Annotated in this window: 23 protein-coding genes; 11 read left to right on the forward strand and 12 right to left on the reverse strand. The window is 44.1% G+C overall.

The window, feature by feature from the left end:
* The first annotated feature begins 44 nt into the window (after window positions 1–44).
* Window positions 45–1,031 carry a class F sortase gene (locus VKA52_RS17660; RefSeq protein ID WP_326316645.1) on the forward strand — a complete coding sequence of 329 codons (987 nt, stop codon included), beginning with the start codon at window positions 45–47 and terminating at the stop codon, window positions 1,029–1,031.
* Between the two features lie 61 nt (window positions 1,032–1,092).
* On the opposite strand, the gene VKA52_RS17665 is transcribed toward VKA52_RS17660, so the two are convergent.
* The 6 genes from VKA52_RS17665 to VKA52_RS17690 all read right to left on the reverse strand — a co-directional run bounded on the left by VKA52_RS17665 (window position 1,093) and on the right by VKA52_RS17690 (window position 5,903).
* Window positions 1,093–1,860 carry a DUF1129 family protein gene (locus tag VKA52_RS17665; RefSeq protein WP_326316646.1) on the reverse strand — a complete coding sequence of 256 codons (768 nt, stop codon included), beginning with the start codon at window positions 1,858–1,860 and terminating at the stop codon, window positions 1,093–1,095.
* Complete coding sequence (locus VKA52_RS17670; protein WP_326316647.1) at window positions 1,838–2,188, reverse strand: PadR family transcriptional regulator; 351 nt, start codon at window positions 2,186–2,188, stop codon at window positions 1,838–1,840. Before VKA52_RS17670 ends, VKA52_RS17665 begins: the two co-directional genes overlap by 23 nt.
* A 180-nt stretch (window positions 2,189–2,368) precedes the next feature.
* A complete protein-coding gene (locus VKA52_RS17675) occupies window positions 2,369–3,310 on the reverse strand; it encodes a metal ABC transporter solute-binding protein, Zn/Mn family (RefSeq protein WP_442788860.1) in 942 nt (313 codons plus the stop codon).
* A gap of 42 nt (window positions 3,311–3,352) precedes the next feature.
* Window positions 3,353–4,210: a metal ABC transporter permease gene (locus tag VKA52_RS17680; protein ID WP_326316649.1), complete on the reverse strand. Its 858-nt coding sequence runs from the start codon at window positions 4,208–4,210 to the stop codon at window positions 3,353–3,355.
* 3 nt (window positions 4,211–4,213) lie between these two features.
* Window positions 4,214–4,954 (reverse strand): metal ABC transporter ATP-binding protein, encoded by a 741-nt coding sequence (locus tag VKA52_RS17685; RefSeq protein ID WP_326316650.1) that lies wholly within the window; start codon window positions 4,952–4,954, stop codon window positions 4,214–4,216.
* A 382-nt stretch (window positions 4,955–5,336) separates the two neighbouring features.
* The gene (locus VKA52_RS17690; RefSeq protein WP_326316651.1) at window positions 5,337–5,903 is read right to left on the reverse strand and encodes a TetR/AcrR family transcriptional regulator; all 567 of its coding nucleotides are present in this window, start codon (window positions 5,901–5,903) and stop codon (window positions 5,337–5,339) included.
* A 214-nt stretch (window positions 5,904–6,117) separates the two neighbouring features.
* Here VKA52_RS17690 and VKA52_RS17695 point away from each other — a divergent pair, with 214 nt between their 5' ends.
* The 4 genes from VKA52_RS17695 (at window position 6,118) to VKA52_RS17710 (ending at window position 13,584) form a co-directional block, all read left to right on the forward strand.
* Complete coding sequence (locus tag VKA52_RS17695) at window positions 6,118–8,118, forward strand: efflux RND transporter permease subunit (protein WP_326316652.1); 2,001 nt, start codon at window positions 6,118–6,120, stop codon at window positions 8,116–8,118.
* Window positions 8,119–8,120: 2 nt separating this feature from the next.
* Window positions 8,121–9,929 (forward strand): YhgE/Pip domain-containing protein, encoded by a 1,809-nt coding sequence (locus tag VKA52_RS17700; protein ID WP_326316653.1) that lies wholly within the window; start codon window positions 8,121–8,123, stop codon window positions 9,927–9,929.
* A gap of 680 nt (window positions 9,930–10,609) precedes the next feature.
* Window positions 10,610–10,981, forward strand: coding sequence for an ArsR/SmtB family transcription factor (locus tag VKA52_RS17705; RefSeq protein ID WP_160915900.1), 372 nt, complete (start codon window positions 10,610–10,612; stop codon window positions 10,979–10,981).
* Window positions 10,982–11,001: 20 nt separating this feature from the next.
* On the forward strand, window positions 11,002–13,584 hold the full coding sequence (locus VKA52_RS17710; protein WP_326316654.1) for a heavy metal translocating P-type ATPase: 2,583 nt from the start codon (window positions 11,002–11,004) through the stop codon (window positions 13,582–13,584).
* Between the two features lie 41 nt (window positions 13,585–13,625).
* Here VKA52_RS17710 and VKA52_RS17715 read toward each other — a convergent pair whose 3' ends face one another.
* Window positions 13,626–14,516 (reverse strand): fructose bisphosphate aldolase, encoded by an 891-nt coding sequence (locus VKA52_RS17715; RefSeq protein WP_326316655.1) that lies wholly within the window; start codon window positions 14,514–14,516, stop codon window positions 13,626–13,628.
* A 175-nt stretch (window positions 14,517–14,691) separates the two neighbouring features.
* Here VKA52_RS17715 and VKA52_RS17720 point away from each other — a divergent pair, with 175 nt between their 5' ends.
* A complete protein-coding gene (locus tag VKA52_RS17720) occupies window positions 14,692–15,423 on the forward strand; it encodes a TspO/MBR family protein (RefSeq protein ID WP_326316656.1) in 732 nt (243 codons plus the stop codon).
* A gap of 23 nt (window positions 15,424–15,446) precedes the next feature.
* Here VKA52_RS17720 and VKA52_RS17725 read toward each other — a convergent pair whose 3' ends face one another.
* Window positions 15,447–16,643, reverse strand: coding sequence for a cytochrome P450 family protein (locus VKA52_RS17725; protein ID WP_326316657.1), 1,197 nt, complete (start codon window positions 16,641–16,643; stop codon window positions 15,447–15,449).
* 196 nt (window positions 16,644–16,839) lie between these two features.
* Between VKA52_RS17725 and VKA52_RS17730 the strand changes: the two genes are divergently transcribed.
* The 4 genes from VKA52_RS17730 to VKA52_RS17745 all read left to right on the forward strand — a co-directional run bounded on the left by VKA52_RS17730 (window position 16,840) and on the right by VKA52_RS17745 (window position 20,478).
* On the forward strand, window positions 16,840–17,757 hold the full coding sequence (locus VKA52_RS17730; RefSeq protein ID WP_326316658.1) for an aldo/keto reductase: 918 nt from the start codon (window positions 16,840–16,842) through the stop codon (window positions 17,755–17,757).
* A gap of 362 nt (window positions 17,758–18,119) precedes the next feature.
* Window positions 18,120–18,551, forward strand: coding sequence for a DUF1641 domain-containing protein (locus VKA52_RS17735; protein WP_160915889.1), 432 nt, complete (start codon window positions 18,120–18,122; stop codon window positions 18,549–18,551).
* Window positions 18,552–18,568: 17 nt separating this feature from the next.
* A complete protein-coding gene (locus tag VKA52_RS17740; RefSeq protein WP_160915887.1) occupies window positions 18,569–19,750 on the forward strand; it encodes an NAD(P)/FAD-dependent oxidoreductase in 1,182 nt (393 codons plus the stop codon).
* Between the two features lie 179 nt (window positions 19,751–19,929).
* Entirely contained in the window at window positions 19,930–20,478 is a 549-nt protein-coding gene (locus VKA52_RS17745) for a CBO0543 family protein (protein WP_326316659.1), read from the forward strand.
* Window positions 20,479–20,638: 160 nt separating this feature from the next.
* Here the strand turns inward: VKA52_RS17745 and VKA52_RS17750 are convergent, their stop codons facing one another.
* Both VKA52_RS17750 and VKA52_RS17755 read right to left on the reverse strand, forming a co-directional pair.
* Window positions 20,639–21,139: a hypothetical protein gene (locus VKA52_RS17750; protein WP_160915883.1), complete on the reverse strand. Its 501-nt coding sequence runs from the start codon at window positions 21,137–21,139 to the stop codon at window positions 20,639–20,641.
* A 118-nt stretch (window positions 21,140–21,257) separates the two neighbouring features.
* Entirely contained in the window at window positions 21,258–21,683 is a 426-nt protein-coding gene (locus VKA52_RS17755; protein ID WP_160915881.1) for a hypothetical protein, read from the reverse strand.
* A 244-nt stretch (window positions 21,684–21,927) separates the two neighbouring features.
* Between VKA52_RS17755 and VKA52_RS17760 the strand changes: the two genes are divergently transcribed.
* Window positions 21,928–22,485: a CotY/CotZ family spore coat protein gene (locus VKA52_RS17760; RefSeq protein ID WP_160915880.1), complete on the forward strand. Its 558-nt coding sequence runs from the start codon at window positions 21,928–21,930 to the stop codon at window positions 22,483–22,485.
* 93 nt (window positions 22,486–22,578) lie between these two features.
* Here VKA52_RS17760 and VKA52_RS17765 read toward each other — a convergent pair whose 3' ends face one another.
* Together VKA52_RS17765 and VKA52_RS17770 are read right to left on the reverse strand one after the other, a co-directional pair.
* Window positions 22,579–22,947 carry a hypothetical protein gene (locus tag VKA52_RS17765; RefSeq protein WP_326316660.1) on the reverse strand — a complete coding sequence of 123 codons (369 nt, stop codon included), beginning with the start codon at window positions 22,945–22,947 and terminating at the stop codon, window positions 22,579–22,581.
* An 11-nt stretch (window positions 22,948–22,958) separates the two neighbouring features.
* The gene (locus VKA52_RS17770; protein WP_326316661.1) at window positions 22,959–24,149 is read right to left on the reverse strand and encodes a ParM/StbA family protein; all 1,191 of its coding nucleotides are present in this window, start codon (window positions 24,147–24,149) and stop codon (window positions 22,959–22,961) included.
* Between the last annotated feature and the right edge of the window lie 235 nt (window positions 24,150–24,384).

Raw genomic sequence — 24,384 nt, forward strand, 5'->3', positions numbered from 1 at the left:
AGACACCTCTTCCCTTCCTTTAATCATATAGAGGTGAGCTTACTATGAAAATTGGATGGAGGCTGTATTTTACAGTTGTGGGTTTGGTTGCTATGGGGATGATTTCATATGAGATGAATGTGTGGACATTTGGATCTGAAACAGAGGCGAACCCTGATCTTGTGAGAGTGGAGAATGTCTCTCAAAGTCTAAATGTGCAAGAAGCTTCTTCAGATGATAAAAAAGAAATATTAGATGGCGAATTCACGGTATTGAACAAAAATAAGGACCTCAATGATGAAAAGGTAGTGAAAGATAAGGAACAATCAGACGCTGGCATTATACCTTCTCATATTCATATTCCTTCCATTGGAGTGGATGCACCTGTCGAGGATGTGGGAATCCTTGATAATGGCCAAATGGGGGTACCAGAAGATCCTCAGGCATCCGGCTGGTTTGAACCGGGTACACAGCCAGGAAGCAGGGGGAACGCTGTCATCGCAGGGCATGTCGATAGTCGCACAGGACCTGCTGTTTTTTATGATTTGAAGAAACTTCAAAAAGGTGATGAAATCAAAATTCAGGACGAAGAAGGAGACGAAAAAGTCTACATCGTGGAAAAGCTGGAAAGTTATCCAATGGAAGATTCACCGATAGAAAAGATCTTTGGAAGTACGAATGAGAAACGGTTGAATCTCATTACATGTACGGGGGAATTCGTTCGTGATCGCGGAGGGCACCAGGATCGGCTGGTCGTCTATTCTAAATTGAAAGAACCGGAAATGGATCAAAAGGATATTACACCTCCTGCGAAAGTCCAGGTACAAGGTACCTTCGTAACCTGGCATGCGGTTCGGGAGGATTACGTAGCAGGATACAGGGTGTATAAGAGTAAAGGCGGAGAAGATTTTCAAAAGGTTGCGAGCATATCCAAACATGAACGAAAAACCTTTGTGGATGCAGAGGCTTCTGAGCATCAGTATTATGTGACGACTGTTAATCAAGATGGGCAGGAATCTTCTCCTTCAAAGATTGTCGGGAAAAGTAAATAGATTTAAATAGCTCCACACCTATATAGGTGTGGAGCTTCTATATTTTTCTAGTAGTATAAAGTCAAAAGGAAGTGGCGTACGTGTCTTTTGACTTTTCTTTACGATTAAGTAGCCAAAAGTAAAGAAATAGTCCCCCGAATATTAAAACACTCTTCGTTATGAGGCTCGCTTCTTCGCTCAACGAAAGACTTTGGACAAGAATCTCTGGGATGATCATGATAAGAACAGTGATAATCATGATCCATGTCTTTGCCCAAAAGGAAGCTCCGATAAAGAAACCGATTGTTAACAAGGCAGCGATAACGTTGCTAAGCGGTGAAAGGACAATAACCGGAGAATCGATGGCTTGATCAAGCGAGAGGACGGCGATGAAAAGAGAAATTTTTAGAAACCCAAAAACACCGATCAGCATATACTCTTTCTTTTTATCAAATTGATGTAAAGAGGTATAACGCAGGAGAGTGGCAAGAGAGAGAAGGTACACAACCATCAGGATCGGGTAGCCGATCATTTGGATCATCGATAGTTGTGCACCCCCGCTGATGATATCCCCTAATAAAAGGTAGGAGAGGGTGCCGAAAACAAAGATGGTAAAGGCACTGAACAGCATACGGAAATCAAAAGGCATCTCTCTGGATACTTGTTCCATATATTCTTTTGGGGAGAGACCAATGATGTCGTCTACATTCTTTCCTTCCTTTTCAGCCTCTGTTAAATGGTCACGTAGTTCCTCGACAATTTCACGGGTTTCTGTTTCCTTTTTTCCACTGGAAATCAGGTAGAGATGTAAACTTTCTAAGAACGTTTCACTCTTCTTTGACAAATTCACTTTGGGATTCCTCCTTCATCAATTTTGTAACACTGGTGGAAATAGCGTCCCAGTTACCTTTAAATGTTTCCAGTTCTCTCCTGCCGTTTTCTGTAATCGTGTAATACTTCCGCTTCGGACCACCGGAAGGGAGCTGTTTTTGACTTGTCTCGACAAGCCCTTGTTTTTTCATTCGCAAGAGGAGGGGATAGATACTGCCTTCTTTGACCATGGTAAATCCATACTGATCGAGTTTTTCAATCATTTCGTATCCATAAGTTTCTCCTTTAGCGATGATGGAGAGGAGACAACCTTCTAGAATGCCTTTTAATATTTGACTGGAAGACAAAGTTTCACCACTTTCATAACTATATTGCATAACAAGATAGTGTAGTTTAAAAAATAGCTTGCAATACAAGATAGTTAAACTATACCACCATATTCCAATAGATTCCATATATTTTTTAAAATAATCTGTAAAAAACATGAAAAAGCTGCCAACATAAACCAGGTGTTGGCAGCTTTCGAGTTACTTGCTCAATCCTTTTTTAATTGTATTTATGTTGGACTCCATCATGGATATATACGTATCGCCTTCTTCACCTGGTTCAGCTAAAGAGTCGGTGAATACATCGCCCATGATCGGAACATCGGTTTCATTCGAGACAGCTTCCATACTGCGCGGGTCGATACTTGTTTCTAAAAACAGCCCTGTGATTTGTTTGTCATTGATGATATCTACGATTCTTGTAATTTGATCCGGGGTCCCTTGATTTTCCTGGTTGATTTCCCAAATGTATTCCGCCTGGAACCCATAAGCATCACTGAAGTATTTGAACGCTCCTTCACTTGTCACAAGTACGCGCTCTTCTTTTGGAATGTCATTGAACTGCTCGACGGCTTTGTCGTGTAACGCTTGAAGTTCAGCAATGTATTCTTCGGCATTCTTTTCATAGATATCTTTGTTTTCAGGGTCGACTTTGATGAGTCCATCTCTTGCATTTTCGGCATACTTGATTCCATTCCGGATATCCAGCCAAGCGTGAGGGTCCTCTTCCCCTTCATTTCCTTCTGAGGTTAAGTACATGGCTTCCACTCCATCACTCATAAGGAATACGGGCGCATCTTCACCGTCTTTACCAGCGGTTTCCATCAGTTTGTTGAACCAGGCATTTCCTGCTTCAAGGTTGAGGCCATTGTAGAATACAGCATCCGCATCCGTGGCTTTCTTTACGTCTTCTGGTAACGGATCATACTCATGGGGATTGGAACCAATAGGCGCTAAACTGTGAATATCGACCTGATCTCCGCCGATATTTTTTACAATGTCATAGACAATGGAGTACGTAGTTACGACTTGGACTTTCCCGTCCTCCTGTTCCGTGTTTCCGTTCGCTTCCTCTCCACCGCATGCTGCCAAAAGAAGCAGGGTGAAAAGAGTGGCTGCTAATAACAATAACTTTTTCTTCATCATGAAAATTCCTCCTCTTTTTTATCTATGAAAATTTCTATATTAAACAAGAGATGCTTTCTTCTTTCTTACTTTCAACATTCTCCATAACCACCCGTGTTTGGGGGAGAACAGGAAGACCAGCACAAAAATGGCCGTTGCTGCTATGACGATGGTCGCTCCTGAAGCCAGGTTATAGGTGAAACTGAAGTAAAGCCCGATGACAGACGAAAGGACTCCGATTCCAGAAGCAAGGAAAATCATCACCCATAAACGGTCCGTCAAAAGGTAGGCAGCCGCTGCAGGTGTGATCAGCATCGCAACAACGAGAACGATTCCTACCGTTTGTAACGAGGCGACGGTTCCCATCGTTAGTAGAGTCATCAGGAAATAGTGAATCAGTCGTACAGGTAACCCGTAAGCCGCTCCCATCGTTTCATCGAACGAGGTGACCAGGAGTTCTTTATAAAAAAGGTACACAGCGGCTAAAATGACGACACCGATTCCGAGCGTAATCCACATATCAGAGGCTCTGACTGCAAGGACATTTCCGAAAAGTATATGATAGAGATCTGTGCTGCTTTTAAGCATGGTAATGATGATAATCCCTGCTGCGAAGGCCGCGGTGAACATGATGCCGATCGATGTGTCGTGTTTGATCCGGCTGTTCTGAGTGACGAATCCGATGGCAACCGCCGTAAGGACACCACTGAAAACAGCGCCAAAGAAGAAATTGATTCCGAACATATAGGAAATTGCAACTCCAGGCAGAACGGCATGAGAGATGGCGTCTCCCATGAGGGCCATTCCTCTAAGAATGATGAAACAACCAATCACTCCACAAATGATTCCGACCATAACTGACGTTAATAACGCCTTTTGTAAAAATCCATATTGCATAATTGCTTCAATAAAAGCCATGACTTACACTCCTATCTCTTTCATGAAAGCAAACTGCCCCTGGTAGGCTTTTTCAATGATTTCTGTTTTGAAGACTTCCTGCACGGAGCCGAATCCAATCAATTCTTTGTTTAAAAGAATGAGTTGATTGAAATAGTCGTTGGCTTTGCTCAAGTCGTGATGCACGACGATGACCGTCTTTCCCTGCGAACACAATTCTTTCAAAATGCGTACAATTGTCTCTTCACTCGATGCATCCACACCGACAAACGGCTCATCAAGGAAGAACAACTCAGCTTTCTGTGCGAGTGCCCTGGCTAAAAAGACACGTTGCTGTTGACCGCCGGATAATTCTCCGATCTGCCTTTTGCTGAAGTCTTCCATACCGACCCTGCCGAGACATTCCATCGCCCATTCTTTATCTTTCTTTTTTGGACGCTTGAATAATTTTAGATTGGGATAAGTGCCGATCAGGACCGCATCAAGGACGGTGATCGGGAAATCCCAGTCGATATCATTCCGCTGAGGCATATAAGCGATTTTCTTCCTCACTTCTTTCACTGTTTTTCCAAGAATTCTAATTTCCCCTTTATCTCTTGGAATTAAATTCAGCATGGCTTTTAAAAAAGTGGATTTCCCAGCACCATTTGGACCAATAATGCCGACGAGATTTCCTTGGTTCACAGTTAAGCTGACCTCTTTCACCGCTTCATTCCCATAGTACGAAACGTGAAGATTTTTGATGGATAGCGCAGGATTCGCCATCTTTTTCCCTCCTTTATCTGAATATCCCCATGATTATAAGATTTAGATATACTCATGGATTTGTCGTATTATCACAAAAATTTGTTGTGTTCATTTAATTTTCCTTATTGCAACTTTTTGGGTAAAAAAATAGTCCTTTTACTATATGGGTGGCAGCACAGAAAGTTGACAAAAATTGAAGATCGCTCAAAAAGTTTCCTTAGTGCAAAATATATAGGTCTAGCCAATAAAAGTCAACCGTTATTAAAAATCGAATTTGAATTTATATTGTTGAGAGGGGGATGAGAGGGAGGGGAAGGAATCTATTGGATCACCTTCCACCCCATAATGGAAAGGTTTGAGTTATGATACGGAATGATCTGCTCATTTCGAATAAGGATAATTATTCAAGGTAAGAAAAACCATAATTAATAAAATGATTGATCATGACTGCCATCTCGCGCGGTGATTGATCCATATCTTTTTCAATCCAATCTTTGATGACATGAATGGCTCCACTGATGACAAAGGAGCTTAAGTACTCCGATTCATGTTTCTTCGTCACATGCTCGTCCATCCAATTGTTCCTCATGAATCCCCGCGTCAGATCCATCATCCGTTTTTCAAAAGTCGGAGCTGCTTCTTTATTGAGCAAGGTACGGAACATCAGCTTGTTTTCAATGATGTATTCCAATATCTTTTCAGTCATCTGAATAGATTCTTCTTCATGTTCGTAGTTATAGCTGTGCAGGTAGCGGTTCATGTCTTCTGTGATTTCCTCTTCGATTTTGCTGAGCAGGTCGTAATGGTCTGAGTAATGGGTGTAGAAGGTCGATCGGTTGATATCAGCAAGCGCGCATAATTCTTTTACCGTGATATCCGAAATCGGCTTTGTGGCAAGCAGACTGATTAAACTTTCCTTTAGTACTCTTCGTGTATATTTTTTTCTGCGGTCGAGTTTTTCGTTCATGGTTATGGCCCCTTTTGTTACATTTCTGTGACAATCCAACACAAAATAAGGTTATGTTGGGAAACTGACGATAGTTAAAAAACTGTTTGTTGAATATCCAACACGGTGTTAATAAAATGATAGAATGTATGAATGTCATTTGCAAGAGAGGTGAGGCCTTATTGGCTGGGCATCAAGAATAATTAAACATAAGAAAAGCATTGTCATTATTTTTATGATTTTAACCATCCTCAGTACAGTGGCGCAGTTCGGGGTATCGGTCAATTACAACATGGTCGATTATCTGCCGAAGAATTCTCCATCTATGGAAGCGATGGAGTTGATGGAGGAAGAGTTTGATGAGCCGGTAGAGAATACCCGGGTCCTGGTCCGGGACATCTCCGTTACCGAGGCACTAAGTTATAAAGAAGAACTCGACTTGATTGAAGGAGTCACCAATGTGATGTGGCTCGATGATGTCATCGATATGAAAGTACCGCTCGAAATGGCAGACCCGGATACCGTGGAAACGTATTACCAAGGTGATTCGGCCCTTTTTTCTGTGACCATTGAAGAAGGGTTCGAAGTGGAAGCGACCGATGCCATTTACGATTTGATTGGCGAAGAAAATGCTGTGGCAGGGGAAGCGGTCAACACGGCGGTCTCCCAGAAGATGGCGGGCAGTGAGTCGATGTATGCGGCTGCACTACTTGTTCCGATCATTATCCTCATTCTGATTTTGTCTACGACATCTTGGATGGAACCGGTCTTCTTTTTAACGGCGATTGGCGTTTCTGTCCTGATCAACCTGGGGACGAATATTTTCATTGGAGAAGTGTCGTTTGTTACGCAGTCTGTCGCACCGATTTTACAGCTCGCGGTGTCGCTTGACTATGCGATCTTCCTGCTGCATAGCTTTTCGGATTATCGAAAAGAAGTGTCCGATCCGAAAGAAGCGATGCACCTTGCGATGAAACGGTCCTTCCCGGCGATCATCGCCAGTGCGTCGACGACCTTCTTCGGATTTACGGCTCTTACATTTATGGACTTCGGCATCGGGGCAGACTTAGGTCTCAACTTGCTGAAAGGTATCCTGTTGAGTTTCCTCAGCGTCATGATCTTCCTTCCAGCGCTTACGTTGATGTTCTATCACTGGATTGACCGTACCCAGCATCGCCCGTTCGTTCCGAATTTCAAAGGAATCGGCAGACGAGTCATGAAATTCCGTATTCCGAGTTTGATCTTTGTCATTCTGATCATCGTTCCTGCCTTCTTGGCCCAAAGCGAAACTTCATTCATTTATGGAACAGGCGAACATCCTGAAAACACAAGGGCAGGCCAGGATGCGAGAGCGATTCAGGAGGAGTTCGGGAAGAACATGCCGATGGTTCTGCTCGTCCCTGAAGGCGATCGTGCCAAAGAGGAAGAGCTTGTACGGGAGTTGGAGAACCTTCCGCTTGTTTCCAGTGTCATCTCCTACGTCAACATGGTCAGCCCTGCCATCCCGCCCGCTTATTTGGAGGAGTCGGTCACGGAGTCGTTTTATTCGGAGAACTATGCACGGATTACGCTATACACCGAAACGGATGCCGAAGGGGAAAAAGCCTTTTCTCTCATAGAGAAAATCAAGGAAACGACCGGGGAATATTATGATGAAACGCATATGCTCGGTGAGAGTGTCACTTTGTATGATATGAAAAACATCGTCCAAGACGATAACCGGCTCGTCAATATTTTGACGGTCGTGACAGTAGCGCTGGTACTTCTGCTCACGTTCCGGTCAATTTCGATCCCTGTCGTTCTGCTTGTGACGATTCAGGCTTCCGTATGGATCAACTTATCGTTCCCGTACTTTATGGATACGTCGCTTGTTTATGTCGGATATCTCTTAATCAGTACCATCCAGCTTGCGGCGACGGTGGACTATGCGATCTTGTTTACGGAAAACTATAATCATTTGAGAAAAGAAATGCCAGCTCTTGAGGCAATTAAGAAGACGATCGATGATAAAATTTTTGCGATTTTCGTATCAGCGTCCATCCTGTCGAGTGTCGGATTCATTTTATGGATCACATCCACTAATCCGATTGTATCTTCCATCGGATTGTTGTTAGGACGGGGAGCTCTGCTTGCCTTCCTTATGGTTGTGTTCGTGCTTCCGGCCCTGCTAGTGATCTTTGACCGTGTGATTAAAAGAACGACTTGGAAAGCTAATTTTTATAAGGAGGAGAAGTGAGGATGAGATTCAAACGTGCGACAGCGCTGTTCACAGCATTTCTTCTCGTCCTGCCGACTGTTCCTGTATCGGCAGAAGACAACGGAAAAACAGAGCCTGAAGCGAAAGGCTCCTACTCGGAAAAGCATGAAGTCGTGTACACCACGCTCGATGCTACCGGAGATCAAGAAGAAATGTACGTCGTCAACAATTTTACAATTGAAGAGCCTGGAAAAATCGTCGATTACGGCCCTTACACAAGTGTCCAAAATCTGACGGATGTTACAGAAATTGAGCAGCAGAATGAAAAAGTCGAATTGAACGCTGAAGAAGAAGAGTATTACTATCAAGGCAATTTGGAAGGCAAACCTCTGCCATGGAATATCGATGTTTCCTATCAATTAGATGGAGAAGCCATGAATCCTGAAGAGCTGGTCGGAAAAGACGGGAAGCTCAAAGTGAGTATTGATACAACGAAAAATGAAAAGGCGGATGAGAGCTTTTTCAACAACTACTTGATGCAAATCACGATGAAGTTGGATTCGATGATTTATGAAAACATTCAGGCTCCTGAAGGAACGGTCGCAAACGCCGGGAAAGACCGGCAAGTGACATTCACTGTCATGCCAGAAAAAGAAGGAAGTTTCACTCTGATGGCGGACGTCACTGATTTGGAGATGGAAAGCATTGAATTTGCAGCGATTCCATCCTCCATGTCCATTGACGCACCTGATATTGGCGGAATGAAGAACGACATGGGCTCATTGTCGAATGCCACCGCTGAAATCAACAAAGGTGTCGGTGAACTCAAAAATGGAATCTCTGAACTGAATGATGGCGCAGCAAGCCTGTATGACGGGTCAGAACAATTTAACAACGGCATTCAAGGGGTAAGCAATGGTTCATCAGAGCTTGTGGAAGGTTCCGCTTCCATCAAAAACGCACTGCAGCAGATGAACGATGCTGTCGCTTCTGGATCTGGAGAAGTGAACGTGAGTGATTTTGCCAAAATGGAAGAGGGCTTGGGTCAGCTTTCTTCAGGTTTGAATGAGGTTGAAAAAGGATTGACGAACTTGAAGGATCAGTACAGCCAAGCCCATCAGGCGTTGAGTCAGTCGATCGAAGCCATTCCCGGGTATCAGATTTCAGAACAGGAAATCCAGGCTCTACGTGAAAGCGGGGCTGATCCGGAAGTCGTCAATAAGCTTGTGGAAACATACCAGGCCGCTCAAACCGCAAAAGGAACGTACGGTAATGTAAAAGAAGCGTATCAGGCCGTAGTTCCAGCCTTGGAACAGAGTGCCGGTTCATTGAATGAAATGAGTACAAACCTGAACACGATGGCCGACCAAATTGGTACCAGTATGGAAAATATGAATATCGGGGAGTCTGTGAAACAACTGCAGGAAGGTTTACAGTCACTTTCCTCGAAGTATGGTGAATTTCACGCTGGACTAAAGGAGTACACAGGTGGTGTTGACCAGTTGGCAGGTTCTTATGGAGACATCCACAGCGGCATTGGAAGCTTGACGAACGGAACTTCTGAACTTGAAAATGGAGCTGCAGAACTTCAGGAAGGTACATCTGAATTAGCGTCCAGCACCAGTGATTTACCTGGTCAGATGGATTCAGAGATTGAACAAATGGTCGAAGAATACGATAAATCCGATTTCGAACCAGCTTCCTTCGTTTCCGCGAAGAATGAAAAGGTTGGATCGGTGCAGTTTGTCATTAAGACGGAAAGCATTAAAAAGGACGAAGAACAAGAAGAGGCACCAGAGAAAGAAGAAGAAAAGAGCTTCTGGGATCGCTTGTTGGATTTGTTCAGGTAAGAAGGAGTCTTCTCTCAATTTCGATTGAGGGAAGGCTTTTTTTGTTGGCCGCGCCAAAGAGGTAGCGGATCGCGCCAAAGAGTTAGCTGGTCGCGCCAAAGGGGTAGCGGGTCGCGCCAAAGGGGTAGCGAGTCGCGCCAAAGGTGATGCGAGTCGCGCCAAAGGGGTAGCGAATCGCGCCAAAGAGTTAGCGGGTCGCGCCAAAGGTGATGCGAGTCGCGCCAAAGGGGTAGCGAGTCGCGCCAAAGGGGTAGCGAGTCGCGCCAAAGGGGTAGCGAGTCGCGCCAAAGGGGTAGCGAATCGCGCCAAAGGGGTAGCGGGTCGCGCCAAAGGTGATGCGAGTCGCGCCAAAGGGTTAGCGGGTCGCGCCAAAGGGGTAGCGAATCGCGCCAAAGGGTTAGCGGGTCGCTCCAAAGGGGTAGCGAATCGCGCCAAAGGTGATGCGAGTCGCGCCAAAGGGTTAGCGGGTCGCGCCAAAGGGGTAGCGAATCGCCAAGCGATCGTGCCTCTGCTTATAGGGGAGATTTTGGTCAAACGGCCTGATGTCTATTAGGTTTCATGTTCTTCAGATCATTTATATATTCAAATGAATATTTGATTATTACCATTGACGAGGTTGAAAGAAAGGGCATACACTGTAATTAAACATTAAAACAATTATTTGAATGTAGGTGAATAGATTGAGTGAAAAAGTTGTAAAGAAAACTCCAAAAGATACGTGCGATACTTTTTGTTATGATGAAGAGCTTGTTCAAAGAGTCCAGCCTAAGGTGGATGAAGTCCTTGGGGTAGAGCTGATTTTCAAAGCTTTATCTGATGCGACACGCTTGAAAATCGCCTATGCCCTGACACTTGAAAATGAGCTTTGCGTGTGTGATGTTGCGAATATTATTGGTTCAACGACAGCGACCGCTTCGCATCACCTCCGATTACTGCGAAATATGAAATTAGCTAAATACCGTAAAGAAGGGAAGCTCGTTTTCTATTCTTTGGCTGACGATCATGTGCATCAGTTGGTTTCTATTGCGATTCAACACTCTAAAGAATTTTAGAGAGAAACAGAGGTGAGAGAATGAGTAATGAGAAAAAAGCAAGCTGCTGTTCAAGTTCAGAAGAGGTTTTAATAGATGAAGCGGTGTCTTGTTGTTCCAGGTCCACCGCAATGGAAGAAGTGGAGACGCAAACGACTTGTTGTTCGAGTGCTACGGAGGAACCAGAGGCGAATTTCGCATGTTGTTCTAGTGACACAAAGAGCGAAGAAGCGCATCAGAACTCTTGCTGTGGAAATGAGCAGACAGAGGTTTCATGCTGTACCACAGACGCAGATGTTGAAAAAACAGAAGAAGGTTCAAACGTAGTGAAATTCGATGTCAAAGGCATGGATTGTCCTTCTTGTGCCGCCACGATTGAAAAAGGTCTTCAGAAAATCAACGGAATTCAATCGGTTAACGTTCAATACGGGACAGGGAAGATGACAGTAGGTGCTGAAAATGAATCCCTATATGAACAAATACCGAAGCATATTCGCCGGTTAGGTTTTGAAGTGGAACGGGTGGATGGTCAAAAGAATCAACAAACCTATAAAATTGAGGGGATGGATTGTGGTTCTTGTGCCATGACGATTGAAAAGCATTTGAGCAAAAATCCTGCGGTCCAGGATGTGCAAGTCCAATTTTCAACAGGGAAGATGCAGATTCAGCATACAACCTCTCCGAAAGAAATTATGAAAGAAGTAGGCAGGGCCGGTTTTCAAGCTTTCTTGGAAGGAAAAGAAGACAACTATAATCAGAAAGCTGACAAATCTAAAAGCCTCTCAACAACGACTTTCTCCGGAGTGTTCCTTGGTCTTGGATTTATAGGTTCGTTTACAAGCATCCCCGCAGAATTCATAACGGCTTTTTATGCGGCGGCCATTTTGATTGGCGGGTTCAAGCCTGCAAGAAGTGCTTTTTATGCCATCAAGAGCGGTTCTTTGGATATGAACGTCCTCATGGCATCGGCAGCGATCGGTGCTTCTCTAATCGGGGAATGGTTTGAGGGGGCCATGGTCGTCTGGTTGTTCGCATTAGGCAATACACTTCAAAACCGGTCGATTGAACGGACACGAGAATCGATCAGAAGTTTAATCAATCTCACCCCTAAAGAGGCTACAGTCAAGTCAGGCAGCGAACTCATCCGTAAAGCAGTAGAAGAGGTTGGGGTTGGGGAAGTGATCATCGTTAAACCAGGAGAGAAAATTCCTTTGGATGGTGAAGTGGTGACAGGTACATCCAGTGTCAATCAGGCTCCAATCACGGGAGAATCCTTGCCTGTAGACAAACAAACGGGAGATATCGTTTATGCAGGGACAGTGAATGAAAGTGGATCGTTGGAAATCGAAGTCACAAAGCTCGTGGAAGATACAACGATCGCAAAAATCATCCACCTCGTGGAAGAGGCTCAAGAAAAAAGAGCGCCCACCCAGGCTTTCGTCGACCGTTTTGCGCGAGTCTATACGCCGATTGTCTTCACCCTCGCTCTGTTGGTCATGGTCCTTCCGCCTCTCTTCGGTTTTGGTACGTGGGGAGAATGGCTGTATAAAGGACTCGCTTTACTCGTGGTCGCCTGTCCTTGTGCGCTTGTCATTTCCACACCAGTTGCGATTGTTTCAGCTATCGGGAATGCCGCTAAGAATGGTGTCCTCATCAAGGGCGGTACTTTTCTGGAGAAGGCCGGAATGATTAAAGCCATCGCTTTCGATAAGACAGGGACGCTCACAGAAGGTCGTCCAAAGGTTTCTGAAGTGCAGGCCATTGGCGTAAGCGAAGATGAGTTGATCCGTATAACGCGTACTATTGAGGAATATTCTACCCACCCGATAGCTCAGGCGATTACGACGTATGCTAACGAACGAAACATCGCGGCCCTGGATGGGGAAAACTATCAAACCATCGCCGGAAAAGGGGCTAAGGCGGAGTTGGATGGCACAGAATATTATGCTGGAAGTCCAAAGTTGTTTGAAGATATGAATGTACCTCTTACTGATAGGAAAGATCAAATTGCTGAGTACCAAAAAGAGGGTCACACCATCGTGGTTGTAGGGACTTCAGCCACGGTTCTAGGCGTCATCGCTGTGGCTGATACCATCCGTGACATCACCGTTCAGTCGATTCAAAAGCTGAAACAGGTAGGGATGCAGGAAATGGTGATGCTCACAGGGGATAATAAAGGAACCGCTGATAAGATAGCCAGGGAAACTGGTGTGACTCGTTATTTTGCTGAGCTTTTACCAGAAGATAAGGTTTCAGCTGTGAAGAAGCTCCAAGCGGAAGGCAAGAGTGTAGCCATGGTGGGAGATGGAATTAATGATGCCCCGGCTTTAGCTACCTCTGATCTTGGGATTGCTATGGGGGGAGCGGGAACGGATACCGCTATGGAAACCGCAGATATTGTTTTGATGGCTGATAATCTCGAGAAGCTTCCTCACACCATTCGTTTGAGCAGAAAAGCTTTGAAAATTATTAAACAGAATGTGTGGTTTTCCTTAGTTACGAAGCTTGCGGCGCTGCTACTCATTTTCCCTGGTGTTCTTACCTTATGGATGGCTGTATTAAGTGATACGGGAGCAGCTTTACTTGTCATTCTCAACAGTATGAGACTATTAAGAAATGAATAATAAAAAAGGTGCGATCCTAGGATCGCACCTTTTTGCGCTGGTTATTTTTTATTGACTGAAGCATCATAGATGGAATCTACGGCTTTCTTAAGCTCTGCATCGAATTCGTCCTCAGACTGATTGGCATTCAAGTCTGCGGCAAGTGCGCGGGAGAAACTTGCAATGACGCCATCGTTTTCCTTGAGCTTCTCGTTCGCTTCTTCACGGGAATAACCACCGGAAAGAGCAACGACACGGACGACTCGAGGATGATCGACGAGTTCTTTATATGCGTTCGGCTGCGTAGGGATCGTCAGCTTCAGCATTACGTTCTCCTCTTCAGATAACTCATTCAAGTGTTTCAAGATCTCATCTCGGAGGAGTTCTTCGCATTTTTCCTTGTCACTGCTGTGAATATCGACTTCTGGTTCGATGATGGGTACAAGATCGGAAGCGATGATTCTTTTTCCGATGTCGAACTGCTGCTGAACCACTTCTTTGATTCCGCTAGGGTTCGGCTCATGGATGACAGAACGCATCTTTGTGCCGAAAATGTTGCGTTCATTAGCACGACGGAGTGTTTCGTCCAGGTCATCGATCGGTTTCATGAGTTGGACACCGTTTTCTTTTTCTGCCAGTCCTTTGTCAACTTTAAGGAAAGGAACAACGCCTTTGCTCGCCAAGTAATCCGCCGTGAACTGTCCTTCAATTTCACGATCCATCGTTTGCTCAAAGAGAATGGCACCAAGAATGTGGTCGGCATCAAAAGAAGGAGAGGTGATGATTCTTGTCCGCATCTGGTGGACAAGGTCGAACATCTCATCTTCACCGGAATAGGAATCTTCAGGGACGCCATAAGCGGCCAGTGCTTTTGGTGTACTACCACCGCTCTGGTCCAGTGCCGCGATGAATCCATTACCGTTTTTCATTTTTTCAAATTGCTTGTTATTCATGTTTTCCACTCCTTTTTCGTAGTGTGAAAAAATTCCCTTTATACTGTTCCCTTAATTGGGACATGCATAACCCGAAATGGGAGAAGAGTTTTTTTCATCGATGTGGATGATCGTGTTTTAATAGGGCATGAAAAGGAATACTATGTATCAATCGGAGTATAGAGGAGGAGTTTTTATGGGGAAATGGATCATGAACGTACTGGCATTCATTCTTGTAGTCACTGTGAACGTGCTTGCCAATGCTTTACCTCTGAACGGCCAGACGACAGGTGAAATATCCAATCGTCTGAACGTGTTATTCACTCCTGCTGGTTATGTTTTCAGTATATGGGGACTTATTTACATTTTACTAGGAATCTGGGTGATTCGACAGTTTCCGAAGAGTAGACGCGACCTGCCTATCTATCAAGAGACAAGCGGCCTTTTCGTCTTAAGCAGCTTGCTGAATGCTCTCTGGATCTTTATGTGGCATTATGAGTTTTTCGGAATCTCGGTAGTGGTCATGATTGCCTTGCTGTTAACATTGATCCGCTTGTATCAAACCTTACAGAAAAATGATGCTTCTTTTTTCGACCGGCTTCCGTTCTCCGTTTACCTTGGCTGGATCAGTGTCGCGACCATCGCGAATATCAGCTATTACTTAACCTATGTCGGCTGGGATGGATTCGGCATTTCGGCTTCTGTATGGACGGTCCTGCTGATGATTGTAGGCACACTGCTTGCGGTTTTCTTTATGAAAAGCCAGGATGACTGGGTGTACCCGCTCGTTTTTGTCTGGGCGTTTATCGGCATCGGGGTTAAAAATCAGGGGAATGACGTTCCTCTTGTTGTGAACTCTGCTTTTATTCTTGCAGGCCTTCTCTTTGTGATCACCCTTATCTATGCATTTAGAAGAAAAACCACTTGATGCGTTCATCAAGTGGCTTTTTTTTATATAGAAACGGGGAGGGAGTCTAGTCCTCTTAATAGGAAAACAGACCGCCATTCAGGCTGAGTTCCATTGCGTTTCAGATCAATATCAGGGAAAGTGGTTAGTAATTTTTCCAGCGCAATTTTCCCTTCGAGTCGGGCGAGAGGGGCACCGAGACAAAAGTGGATGCCGAATCCGAATGCCACATGCGCATTTCTTTCTCTCGTCACATCAAAGTGAGAAGCATGTTCAAATTTTTCTTCATCACGGTTAGCCGAACTGATCGATGCGATAACGAAATCCCCACGTCTGATAGGCTGTCCGTGGAAATCAATGTCATCATCTGCCCATCTGGCCGTTGAGAAATCGACAGGGCTGTAATAACGAAGCCCTTCTTCAATGGCCCCAGGTATGAGAGATGGGTCAGCTTTTACTTTTTCAAGCTGGTCAGAATGCTCAAATAGGGCAAACATCGTGTTCCCGATCAAATTGACGGTTGTTTCATGACCGGCGATGATTAAAAGGACAATCATAGAGTAGAGTTCATTTCTTGTCAGCTGCTCCCCGTCTTCTTCCGTTTGGATGAGGTGGGAAACGAGATCATCCTGAGGCTCTGCTTTACGTTGTTCAAAAAGCTCGGTCAGGTATGTAGTGAACGCTTCTACATCCACCATGAAGTCAGGGTCCATTTCGTTGGAGGCAGAGACAATCGTGTTGGACCACTGTCTGAATTTATCCCTGTCCTCTGCGGGAACACCGAGCATCTCACTGATGACGATAATGGGCAGAGGAAAAGCATAATCATCAATTAAATCCACCGTGGTATCTTTTTGTTTCATCTGGTTCAACAGATCATCTGCAATTTCACGGATCCTTGGTTCCAATTGTTTAATGGTCTTAGGGTTGAAGTAAGGTTGGACAAGTTTACGAAGGCGTGTATGGTCGGGCGGATCCACGTCGAGCATCATGTTTTGGAAGATGTTGAAGTCATTTTCGCCCGTGTCTTGGGTGGAAGATGAGAATAACTTGCTTTGGTCTTTAATGAAACTAGGTGATTTCAACAGCTCTTTCACGTGATCGTACTTTGTAATCATCCAGGAGTGATTCGTGCCATCATTGTTCATTGGAAAAATCGGTTGACTCTCTCGAAGCTCTTCGTAAAACGAATAGGCGCCTTTTTTGAAGTTCGATTGGTTCAGTGTTTCCATGTTCCCCATACAAAGTTCCTCCTCTGAAATGATCGATCTTATTTAAAGTATATAAGGGAATGAGGATTATTGGAAATAAAAGGAGTACCAGGTCATCCAGAATCTGGATGACCTGGTACTCCTTTTACTGGTAAGCGTTATTTCTTAAGGTTTTGAGGGAAAGTGATAAGATAAAGATAGGTTTGGAATGAAAGGTGGAAGCATTGTGAAGAAAATTCAATTAGGAAAAAGTGATTTACAAGTCGGGGAGATTGCGCTCGGCTGTATGAGAATGAGTGAACTGAGCACGAAGGATGCGTCGGAAGTGATTACAAATGCGGTCGAAAATGGGGTCGACTTATTTGATCACGCGGACATCTATGGAAAAGGCGAATCGGAATTCGTATTTGCTGACGCCCTCAAAACGACGGATGTGTCACGTGAGGACATCATGCTTCAATCGAAGTGTGGCATTCGCAATGGTTTCTTCGATTTTTCTAAAGAACACATTCTGGAGTCTGTAGACGGGAGTCTGAAGCGGTTGAATACAGATTACCTGGATAGTTTTCTACTCCACCGTCCGGACGCTTTGATGGAGCCGGAAGAAGTAGCTGAAGCGTTTGCCACACTGAAAGAAAGTGGGAAGGTACGTTACTTTGGCGTCAGTAACCAAAACCCGATGCAGATGGAACTGCTGAAGAAATATGTGGGCGACAGCTTGATCGTCAACCAGCTGCAACTCAGCATCGTCCATACACCGATGATTGATGCTGGATTCAATGTGAACATGCAGAACGACCCGGCCATCGTCAGGGACAGCAATGTTTTGGAATACTGCCGCCTGAATGATATAACGGTTCAAGCCTGGTCGCCATTCCAGCACGGAATGATTGAAGGTCCTTTTGTAGGGAATGACGCTTTTCCGGAAGTGAATGCCAAGCTGCAGGAACTTGCTGGGAAGTATGACGTGACGGATTCTGCCATCGCCATTGCCTGGATTCTGCGTCACCCTGCTAACATTCAACCTGTCGTGGGGTCCATGAACACCCAGCGAATGCAGGACATTGCCAAAGCTTCTCATATTGTATTGTCCAGAGAAGAATGGTACGAGCTTTACCGCGCTGCCGGTAACGATCTACCGTAACATTGTTGGAGGAGGCTAATCGGGTCCATGGTTAGCCTCTTTCTTGTATGGAGAACCTTTCCTCATTTAAAAAAGGTATATGACAGTATGAGAAAATATCTTTAGCGAATGATAATAAGAGTGATAAATCCGTCTTTTTGATTGAAAATGCTGTAAAAAAACAGCGATTTTGAAAAAAATTATAGATGTAACCGTTTATTTTGTCAGAATGTGTTGTGCTTCACAAGATTATATTTTACTCTAGTAACGTTAGCTATAAAATGGCACTCTTACTGTTTTATAACAGGTAGAGCTTTCGTTGCTTGTACTAGTTATTTACTTATAAAAAAATGAGCCCCGGGCTCAAAAAAGGAGAAGTGGATATGGCAGATTCATTCACAACAGAAAAAGACGGGCAGACAAACGTTGCTCGTGACGAGCGTGAACTGCTCGACCAACTACTGGAACCTGAAGTACAGGAATCTTTGACTGTTCTTGTGAAAGAGCTTCCGAAGCTTACCGAATTGGTGAAGATTCTTTCAAGCTCCTACGACACCGTTCAATCGATTGCGACGGATGAAGTTCTGAAAAAAGACACGGTTGAGTTCATGTCAGAAGTGGCTGAGCCTCTCAAACATACCGTGAAAGAAGTAGCGCAGAACGCAATCGAAGCGAAAGATCATGCGGAAAGCAGCTCAGAAGTCATCGGACTATTCGGCTTGATGAAGATGTTGAAAGACCCTCAGGCTCAGAAAATGTTCCGTTTCGTCAACGCATACTTAAAAGTATCTGCTGAACGCAATCACAAAGAGTAGGAAATGGAGGAATCAACATGTCAAAAGAAATCGTCATTTTAGGCGGCGGTTACGGCGGGCTTCTTGCTGCGTTGTCTGTGCGCCAATACATGGACGCTTCCGAAGCGAACGTCACAATCATTAACAAAACTCCGACACACCAAATCATTACAGAATTGCACCGTTTAGCAGCAGGAAACATTTCTGAGCAGGCGGCAGCACTTCCTCTTGAAAAGTTGTTGAAAGGAAAAGACATCAACCTTAAGGTTGCAACGGTCGAGTCCTTTTCTGTCAACGACAAAAAGATTTCACTGGAAGATGGTTCTGAATTGTTCTATGATGCTTTGGTCGTGGCACTGGGTAGTGTAACCAACTACTTCGGCATCCCAGGATTACAGGAACACAGCATGGTTCTTAAATCTGCGGAAGATGCAAACAAAATCCGTGAACATGTGGAAGCTCGTATCCGTGATTATGCAGCGTCCAATAACGAAGCTGATGCACACATCGTCATTGGAGGCGGTGGCTTGACTGGTGTCGAGCTTGTCGGTGAGTTGGCTGATGAAACACCAGCAATGGCTAAAAAATATGGCGTTAACCCTGATGAAATCAAGCTTACCCTTGTAGAAGCGATGCCGAAAATTTTGCCAATGCTTCCTGATCACTTGATTGAAAGAGCAACGAAGAGTCTTGAAAAGCGCGGCGTAGAATTCCTGACAGAACTTCCTGTCACGAATGTAGAAGGAAACGTCATCGAGTTGAAAGACGGCCGTAAGCTGACAGCGAACACGTTTGTTTGGACAGGCGGAGTTGCAGGAAATCCACTTGTCGGTGAATCCGGTATTGAAGTGAATCGCGGGCGTGCGTCTGTGAACAATTACCTTCAGTCCGTATCTCACAAAGACGTATTTGTTGTTGGTGACAGTGCGGTTTACTTCAAACCAGGTGAGGAACGTCCACAGCCACCGACAGCACAAATCGCTTGGCAGATGGGTGACACCGTCGGTTATAACCTATATGCCTTCCTTGAAGACAAGAGCTTTGAAGAGTTTGAACCTGTCAATTCAGGTACACTTGCAAGCCTTGGCCGTAAAGATGCGGTTGCTTTCATCGGTGCCAACCAGACACCATTGAAAGGTCTTCCGGCTTCTGTCATGAAAGAAGCGAGTAACGTGCGCTACCTTTCCCATATCAAGGGACTATTCGCACTTGCCTATTAAACCATATACTCTAAGGTAAACCACCTTAAAAAACGCCTGCTTCCATCGCTCCCAAGCGAAACGAAGCAGGCGTTTTTTTTTTGCGCTTATTACATTATTTCCCACACCTTTGGATGACCTGGTGTGGGTATTTTTGGTAATTAAAAGCGCATGTATAAAGGGGATGGGGTGGGTGAAGAATGGGAATAATTGATTCTTTGGAGTGGTGGGAGATGTATTTATTATTAGTTATTGTGGTGTGGGTCCTTTTTGCTTATCGATTTGTTGACTGGAAGCAGGTAGGGAAGCAATATCCGACGATTCTATTCTTCATTGCTGTCAACATGACCTATAATTTCCTTTATTACAACCACACGCTGTGGGCATTCCGAGGGATAACGATGGAGTGGCTGAATCATTCCATCATCAATATGGCGTTCACTTTTTTCATCTGCCCTGTCGGCTTAATTATCTATTTGCAGCGTTTTCCCCAAACGAGGAGCAGCCAGTTTATTTATATTACGGTCTGGGTTGCGTTTTATACGGTTTTGGAATGGCTGTTTTCACTGAAAGGGATGTATGTCTACGATCATGGGTGGAACAACTGGCTCAATATTCCTTTAAATGCCGTACTATTCGGCGTCCTTTATCTTCATTATAGAAACCCAGTCCGGGCTCTTCTCGTATCTGTTCCGATCATTGTCCTTTTCTATGCATTCTTTCCATTTCCCTTGGACAGTTTAAAATAGAAAGGATGTGATGCGACGGTGATTATACGTGATGTGCTATCTGCCCCTATGTTTTTGCTATTGCTTTTTACCACTTACGTAGTTATGTGGGTCTACATCGGAAAGAAAAAAATTCATAAAAAATGACCTGCTCTTTTGAATAAAGAGGCAGGTCATTTTTTTATTTTATTTGCGTCCGTTTCGATGATGTATGGTTTTCGTCGAACTTCTTAAACGAAGTTTCTGGTTTAAGCGCAATGGTTTCTTCTCCCGCTTGTTTTCCCAGAGTTTTATACTTGAACTGTAATTCGTCCTGCACTTCAGGCGTTTCCTCAACGGAAGGTGACTGTCTCATGCCGGCAATCCAAGTGTCAAAGTCATACATGCCACGGTCGATAATCAAGCCCAAATCTTCAAGTGACTGTGTCAATTCATTCAAGCAATCCAAACCATTCCTTAAAATAATGCCTTTTTCCTTGGCTTTATCAACGGAATGCTCCAGGCGATAGCTCTCCCCTTGATATGTAAATTCCACAAAACAACTGTTACGGTCCCAATTAAAATTGAAATTCTCAACCTTCAGGCGTTTGACGACTTTGATCAATCTTTTTTCACAAATGCTTTGCTCTTTATGTGGCATCCATCGGAATAGAACATTCTTGAATAAACGATTCTTGAACATGCCATTCACCTTCCTTTTTTATTAAGCCTAATCATGGAGTGACTGTGTATAACTATTTCTACAAGTTCCATACAATGACCTTCCAATTTTAAGGATAATTTGTAGAATGTAGGGATTTTTATTTCAATCCTTGCAGAAGATTCTCGTCTTTTTCCCGAACGAGGTCGTAAGTTTCAACTAAATGTTCGGGGACTAATGCCCGTCCATAATTCCAGGCATTGGCTTCTATGACGGATTTCAGTTCTTCAATTTCTTCATCTCCTCCATACATGAGTGTCCGCAGATCGTGTTTATGTTTCTTGAAAGTGAGATAGTAGCCGATTTCATGATAGAGGATGATTTTCACGACGTTTTCTTCAGGCTCATTTACTTTTATTTTACTCATATATCCATTGATTTGTAGATAGTTAAAATTCACTGTATTTGTGGATACGTTATAACTCATAGGAGCTGGGAGTTTATTGTTGATTTCATAATTGATTTCCAGCTGATGTTCAAGCAGCGTATCCTTTATAATTTCTTCAACCTGCCGTATGTAAAGCATTGGGGAATCACTGACCTTTCCTTTCTATTATTCTCAGTATAAGTGAAGGAAGGAGGTGGACCAAGGTACGATACGCTCATAATGAAAAAGTCCTGGACTGGGAATATGGTAGGGGTCGGAAGTATAGAGGGGTTCTCTCATTTTCTATAGTTGAGAGAAAATTCCTCTGCTGTAGGCACACAAATCAATCGAAAATCATCTCCGCACGTATAATACGGTAACTGAAATATTAAGGAGTGTAATAATGAGTTTTCGAGCATATGATTATGACTACGATCGCCATCATAAGGATGGTTGTTGTGGGAAAAAAGATAAACACGATAAAATGAAGCATTATAAAAATTGTGTAGAAGATGTATTAGAGGCGATTTTGTATGCGCAAAATAAAGTGAATAAAGATGAATGTCATACATCCTGTCAGCAATCCATTCATGAGCTGCTGGGAAAGAAACGTGTGAAGAAAAACACGATACCCTTTCTTTTATATTGCGGATGCGAACCTTTCAAAGGGACAGGGGTAACCACTTATGCCTGTCACTCGAAGAAAGAGAAGATTAAGTGTATCCACACTCACGTTTTCAAAATTAAAGAGCTGAATAAAGGCTGCGCGGTACTTGAGCTTCTTGACTTTAAGACAGACTTGAAAGATCGTCATCCAAAGCATTGTCCCAGCAAACACGGATCCGCCTGTCACCAGCTGGATCATAAGAGTCTGGATGACCTCGTAGGTACTGGCATCTGTATCACGGTGGATTTATCTTGTTTTTGTGCCATTACCTGCCTGCCAGCCGTTCACTTATAAAAGAACCTCCAATCTGAATTCACCCTTCTATACGGAAACATGTAAAAGAAAAGAAGGCAGACTGAAAAATGTCTACCTTCTGGTACATACGGTTTACCCACCGAAAGCTTCTAACAAATCCTCGATTTCCAAAATGTCCATCTCCTGTGAAACAGGTGGTTTCTCGATGGATGTTGTGACACGTCTCTCCTGAAAAGACCCTGCCGCAAGCATTCTCTTTATTTCCTGCAATTCAGTCAACAGAATGTTGGTTACCTCTTGTTGAGAAGTTTGAGCTTTAAGGAAGTAGTGATGCAGGGCCGAAAACAGTAAATGGTTCAGTGTGTTATTTTCTGAGTGATAAGCGATTTCCTCTTTTAATTCAGGGAGGACCGTGTGCTGATCCCCGGTTTTTATATCAATAAAGGTATCAGGGATTGTCAGCACGGTTTGTTTGAAGTAATCGTGATATACGTTTGACATGCCTTCACCCTCTAACTTTTGGTATAAGCGTAACCATCTGCATATTCTTTGTTTTTACTTATCCATTGCATCTTGGCCAGAATCATCAATCCTTGGACATTTAATTTTGACATGTTTTCAGGGAACAGTAATTCAATTGGACGGCCGCGCTCACTCCATTTCACGGCGGCTTCTTTGATTTGTTTTTCAGCGATTTCAGCGGCTCCGCCGACCGCGATGTATCGGGAGGCCCCCTTGATTTCATTGGAACGGCTTCTCACTCTGTCAAAGTGTTCGAGGTACTTGATCGCCATCAGACGAAGCTGTGGTGTGATGTATTTACTAATATCTTTCCGGACTCCTGCAAATGGCTCCACGTACCATTCGGACTGTCCGGCTACAAGTTTTTCTTCAAGCTCTGAACGTGAATTGAAGCTGTACATTTCATTTTTACTTACTTTTTGTATGATATGGTCGAGGTATTGATTGATGCCGAACGGCTCCCCTTCAATAGAAGCAACCGGTTTATTTTTCTTGATCCCTACAAAGTCCACCGAATCCCCACCTAGGTCTCCGATAAGAATGCCTTTGGAGGAATCTTTGACAAGGGAATCGTCCGAAATCATGAGCGTCTCTTGGTCCCTTGTCAAAGCTAAGTAGGCAAGGGCGCCTTCCGCACCAACAATAACATCCTCAATTTGTATTTTGATTGCGACTTCTTTCGGCTCCCTGACTCCCGGCATTTTATGAAAAATGACCGTATGATTTCCAATCAAGCGCTGTTTGAACAGATCTTTCTTTTCCTTATATTGGGTCGTTGGCAAGGATACGGCCAGCTGATCGATGGTAAAATGGAGATCCTCTTCAGCAGGATTCGTCAGTAAAGCGTGGTAGGCAGCGGTTGCAAAAAGCAGAAGGTAGGTACGCTCTTCATCCACTTTTTGATTATTGAAGGATGTTAAGCTGACGTTTTTCTGCTGCATGGCTGACTTTCCAATATAAAAGATCTCGCGTCGATCCTTTAGAGAGGGGCTTTTGATTTCAACAATCAAATTTTCCTCAAGATCCATATCATCTTCGTCATAAGGTTTTTCGTAAAATTCCTCATCAAACAAGGCGATGGCGTTCGGCATTTGATAATCAAACATTTCCCCTTGATCGGATACCAACGCTTTGTACCAGCTGTTTCCGACATCTACGGCAAGAAAATTATTTCTATTCATTTTCTACCTCCTCATCTACAACTTAACCTATGTCGACGAGTCCGTCCCTGTGCGAATACCCATTTCCCCTCCACATCACCCGCATTATTAAAGTAAATGGCAGGTTTCTTGAAGACTCAGTTTCGAGACGTTTGTTGAGTGGATGGGGGCTGCGGGGAATAGCTCGCTTTCCGCGGGAGCGCGGTGAGCCTCCTCGGACTGCGTCCTGTGGGGTCTCACCAAGCACTTTTTTCCC

The sequence above is a fragment of the Halobacillus sp. HZG1 genome (assembly GCF_035818575.1).
Taxonomy (GTDB): domain Bacteria; phylum Bacillota; class Bacilli; order Bacillales; family Halobacillaceae; genus Halobacillus; species Halobacillus litoralis.